Source organism: Candidatus Aminicenantes bacterium (genome assembly GCA_026393795.1).
GTDB lineage: Bacteria > Acidobacteriota > Aminicenantia > UBA2199 > UBA2199 > UBA2199.
The window spans coordinates 1-4,440 of record JAPKZL010000059.1 but is presented as its reverse complement, the minus strand read 5'-3'; the positions used below and the strand labels follow the sequence as shown (position 1 = coordinate 4,440).

Here is a 4,440-nt window from a genome sequence, read left to right as displayed (position 1 = left end):
CTTGGCCCCGTCCAGCAGCTGTTCGGTGATGAAGTTGTTGAAGCGCGAGACCACGATCGCCACCTTGAACCCCTTGGAAATCAACTGTCCCTTGAATTCTTTCATGTTCTTCTCCATGTGGGGTAAAATATCTTAAAAATGCCCATGTGTCAAGCGCTAATGGGCATCCCCCTATTCTTTTCGCAGGAAGACTTTTCCCCCGTTGATAACCAGTATCGGCACGCGCAGGACGGCCAGGTCGTTGAGCGGATTGTCCTTGTAGGCGACCAGATCGGCGTCCAGGCCCGGCTTGAGCGCGCCCTTGGCGGACGAGATCTTCAGGCATTCCGCCGCCAGTGAAGTCGCCGAGCGGATCGCCTCCAGGTTCGACAAACCCGCAGACGCCAGTTGCATGATCTCGTCGATGACCGTGGGCTCTTTCTCCTCATAGCCCGTGTCCGTCCCGGCGACAACGGGAACACCGAGCCGCCTGGCCATTGCGATCGCTTGCAGGCTGCCTTTCAGTAACATCTCAATTCGCGGCTGGAGCGCCCGTTCCTCGGGCGTGGAATCAGGCGTCAGGGCGACACTGAATCCATAGAGCGTCGGGACGAAATAGGTGCCGCGTTCGCGCATCAGTTTCAGCGTCGGCTCGGTGATCAGCGATCCGTGTTCAATGGTGCGGACGCCGGCATTCACGGCCGCCGCGACGCCCTCGTCCGAATAGGCGTGGGCCGCCGCAGGCAGGCCCAGCCGTGTCGCCTCTTCGACCGCCGCTCTCAGTTCCTCATCATTGAGATTGCGGGTATTCGGGTCTGTTTCCAGGATGCCGGCCCGCTCGTTGGCGAAGACCTTGATCCAATCCACGTGACGATCCGCATTGGCGCGGACAATTCGGCGCGCGCCGTCGGGACCGATTCTTCCAGGGCTGCGCAGGTCATCGAGAACTGGATGGTCAAGGAATATCGCCGTTATATCGGGCTTAAACCGGACCATATCGGCCAAGACCGGATAGCCCGCGGCCAGGATGGTCGGGATGTCCGCGTCGCCGCGCTGGTGCAGCGCACCCAAGCCGACGTCAGCGTAGTTCCACGCGAACATGCTGCGGCCGGTGGTAATTCCGCAGGACAGCATGCGCCGGGCCGCGGCGATATTCGTCACGTGGACATGCGCATCGATGAGCCCCGGCAAAACCCAGGCCCCCCGCAAGTCCATTCTCTCGCCCGGCATCGTCACGGGAACGGAAGAGATGTTTTGAATTTTGCCGTCTTGCAGGACGATCGTCCGGTCAAGCAAGGGCGCGTCATCCGCTGGATTGATGACGTTGGCGTGCTCGAGAATGAGGGGGCGGCTCTCCTGCGCGATTACCGGACTCGAAACGAAAGCCAGCAGCAGCAAAGCAAAAAAGAATGAAATGGTTAATTTTTTCATATGGTGCCTCTTTTATTCAATGGTTTTTAAATTATGCCAGTTGCCGTTTACACAACTTGTTTTGTCAGAAGATTTTTGATGACTGTGCCTGTCAGGCAGCCTTTTTGCCCTTGCGGACATAGGCCAGCCCATACAGCGTTCGGTCCCCTATTCCCATTCCGGCCCCAATGATCTCCCTGAGCGCAGAAGGCGAGAGCTCAGCGCGGACCGGCGAGTTCGCGGAGGAGAAAGCTCCAGATATCCACTTGTTCTTCCACCTGCTCGTCGAGAGGCGTGCCGATTCCGTGCCCCGTGCTGCCGCTGGTGCGCAGCAGGATGGGCCGCCCCGAGCTCGTGGCGGCCTGCAGCCGTGCGGTCATCTTGCGCGAGTTGTAGGGATCAACGCGCGGGTCGTTGGCGCCCGTCATGAAGAGCACCGCCGGGTATGCCGTACCGTCCACAACGCGGTGGTATGGGCTGTAGGCGAACATCGCGTCGAACTGCGCTTTGTCCTTTACCGTGCCGAACTCGGTGACGTTGAAGGCGCCATTGGGTGTGAACTCAACGCGAAGCATATCATAAATCCCAACCAGCGACACAACGGCGCGGAACAGCTCTGGAGCCTGCGTCAGTGCCGCGCCCATCAACAGGCCGCCGTTGGAGGCGCCGATCACGGCGAGGCGCTCGGGCTTCGTGTAGCCCGCTTCAATCACGTGCCGCGCGCACGCCAGGAAGTCGTCGAAGACGTTCTGCTTGTTCGTGAGGTTGCCGGCCAGATGCCAGACCTCGCCGAACTCACCGCCGCCGCGGATGTTCGCCCAGGCGAAGATGCCTCCTTCATCGAGCCAGACCCGTAACGACGCGTCGAAGTAAGGCGACAGGCTGATGCTGTAGCCGCCGTAGCCGTAAAGGAGAAACTTGTTCGAGCCGTCGCGCTTCGTGCCCTTCTTGCGCAGGATGTTCAAGGGCACTTTCGTGCCGTCCGTGGAGACGCACGTCTCGCGCACCACCTCGGCATCATCGAAGTTCGTGGCGGGCTTTTTGGCCAGCGCCGTCACCGTGAGCGTCTTGTCGGCGGCGTGATAAAGCTTCCACGCAGGCGGCTCGGTATAGCTCTCGGTATAGAGCAGTACATCGTCACTCCCGAGTGCCAGGATCGACCAGATGCTTGAATGCAGCGGGAGATCGATGCTGTGGAGAGCTTTCCCATTTCTGGCAAATACCCGCGCCTGATAAGGGCCGCCGATCAAATCGGCTGTGTAGATCCGCGATTGGGTGACCACGAATTGGCTGATGACAACGTCACTTTCAGGAATCATCGTCTTCGCCTTCGCGAGGTCGGCTTGTGGATCCAGCTCAAGGAGTTTCCCGTTTGGTGCATTTTTTCGCGAGAGCAGCCACAGCTTGCCGTCCGGCGAAAAGTCCACTCTGATGACCTTATCGGCAAGCGACGCGACCTTCCGCCATTGCCCGAGGCTCTTCTCCGGGGTTTTACCGGGCGCGACGATCCAGTGATCATATTCCCCGCCATCGCCATTGGAAACTCTCGCGAGGATCCAACTTCCGTCTGTGCTCGCCTTGAGCTGAATTTCAGCGATGCGCGGCAAACCCTTCTGCAAGCTCGGCATGTCGAGCTTCGGATCGGCACCGAGTCTGTGGAACCAGACCTCCTGAAAGAAATCGAGGTCCTCAGCCGGGCGCTCTCCGGGCGCCGGGTAGCGAGTGTAAAAGAATCCCGTGCCGTCGCCGAGCCAGGCCAGGCTCCCGCCCGCCGTGCCGCCGTTGACGCGCGGGACCGCGTCGATCGCCCGCTCGGCGCCGCTGTCGACATTGTACACATGGAGATTCCCACGCTCCGAACCGCCGGTCGAAAGCGAGACCGCGACAAGCTTCCCGTCTGGGGATGGTTCGTACCAATCGATCGCCGTGCCGCCCATGGCGTCGAGCGCATTCGGGTCGAGAATGACGCGTTCCGTTTCGGGAGCAGCGGCACTCTGCATTACGACAAGGAACGGCTGCTGCTTGGGCGGATTGCTCTTCAGCGCGAAGAGGCGGCCGCAGCAGCAGTTCAGTGCGTACCAATCCGGCGATTCGTATCCCATCAGCGCCTTGAGCTTTTTCGCGATCTCGGCGCGGTTCGGGGCACTGTCGAGCGATCTCCGGGCGTACGCATTCTCTGCAGCGGACCAGGCCTGGACCTCGGCGGCATCACCCTTCTCGAGCCAGCGGTAGTCGTCGGTCACGGAGACGCCATGGTATAGGTCAACGACCGGGCGCTTCTCGGTCCTTGGCGGCGAGAAGAGCATTTCGTCGACCTGGGCGGCCGGCGGTTGCACGGACTGCACGTCATCGGAACGCGCAGGAGCGCGGGTGAAACCCATAGCGCAACAAACAACGCAGCAGAGAGCGAACAACACCTTGATCCTCATATCGCACCTCCTGGAAGTTGTGGCGCTACCCTAATGCCCATTCTCACCATCGGCGCCGAATCCCTTCCCCCTAACTATATGAGAATACTAAATCCGGTCGCAGGAAATGTCAACTACCACGAATTGAGGCACTATGGACGATGCTTTGCTTTGTGACTTCATGACCTGCAAATCACGCCATCCAAAAAAAAGAGCCGCCCCTGAGGGAAAGCCCCTCGGGAAACGGCTCGGTTGGAATCGGACTAGAAAACTAGGCGGCTTTCTTGGACTTGCGGACGTAGGCAAACCAGTATAAAGTGGCGACGAAGAAGCCGCCGCCGACGATGTTGCCCAACGTGACCGGGATCAGGTTCTTGACGAAGAAGCCGTACAGGCCGACATTGGCCAGCTTCTCGGGGGCGAGGCCGGCGGCGGTGGCGGGCGCCACCACCTCGTTCACCCCTTTGGGCAGGATGCCGACCGGGATAAAGTACATGTTGGCGATGCTGTGCTTGAAGCCGGAGGCGACGAAGGCCATGATCGGGAAAAAGATGGCCCAGACCTTGCCGATGGTGTTGCGCGCGGTCAGCGCCATCCACACCGCCAGGCAGACCAGCCAGTTGCAGAGGATGCCGCGGAAAAA

At 60.2% G+C, this 4,440-nt stretch carries 4 protein-coding genes; all 4 read right to left on the bottom strand.

The window, feature by feature from the left end:
* Positions 1-105: 6,7-dimethyl-8-ribityllumazine synthase (ribH, locus tag NTW95_02740; GenBank protein ID MCX6556338.1), on the bottom strand; the 105-nt coding region annotated here is incomplete at its 3' end.
* Positions 106-171: 66 nt separating this feature from the next.
* On the bottom strand, positions 172-1,410 hold the full coding sequence (locus NTW95_02735) for an amidohydrolase family protein (protein ID MCX6556337.1): 1,239 nt from the start codon (positions 1,408-1,410) through the stop codon (positions 172-174).
* Between the two features lie 197 nt (positions 1,411-1,607).
* Positions 1,608-3,818, bottom strand: coding sequence for a prolyl oligopeptidase family serine peptidase (locus NTW95_02730; GenBank protein ID MCX6556336.1), 2,211 nt, complete (start codon positions 3,816-3,818; stop codon positions 1,608-1,610).
* 250 nt (positions 3,819-4,068) lie between these two features.
* Positions 4,069-4,440 (bottom strand): formate/nitrite transporter family protein (locus tag NTW95_02725; GenBank protein ID MCX6556335.1); only part of this gene is annotated, 372 nt, incomplete at its 5' end.

What these genes read in the sequence shown, in the direction of transcription:
- NTW95_02735 (MCX6556337.1), bottom strand. Translation starts at nt 1,410, where the DNA reads ATGAAAAAATTAACCATTTCATTCTTTTTTGCTTTGCTGCTGCTGGCT.
- NTW95_02730 (MCX6556336.1), bottom strand. Translation starts at nt 3,818, where the DNA reads ATGAGGATCAAGGTGTTGTTCGCTCTCTGCTGCGTTGTTTGTTGCGCT.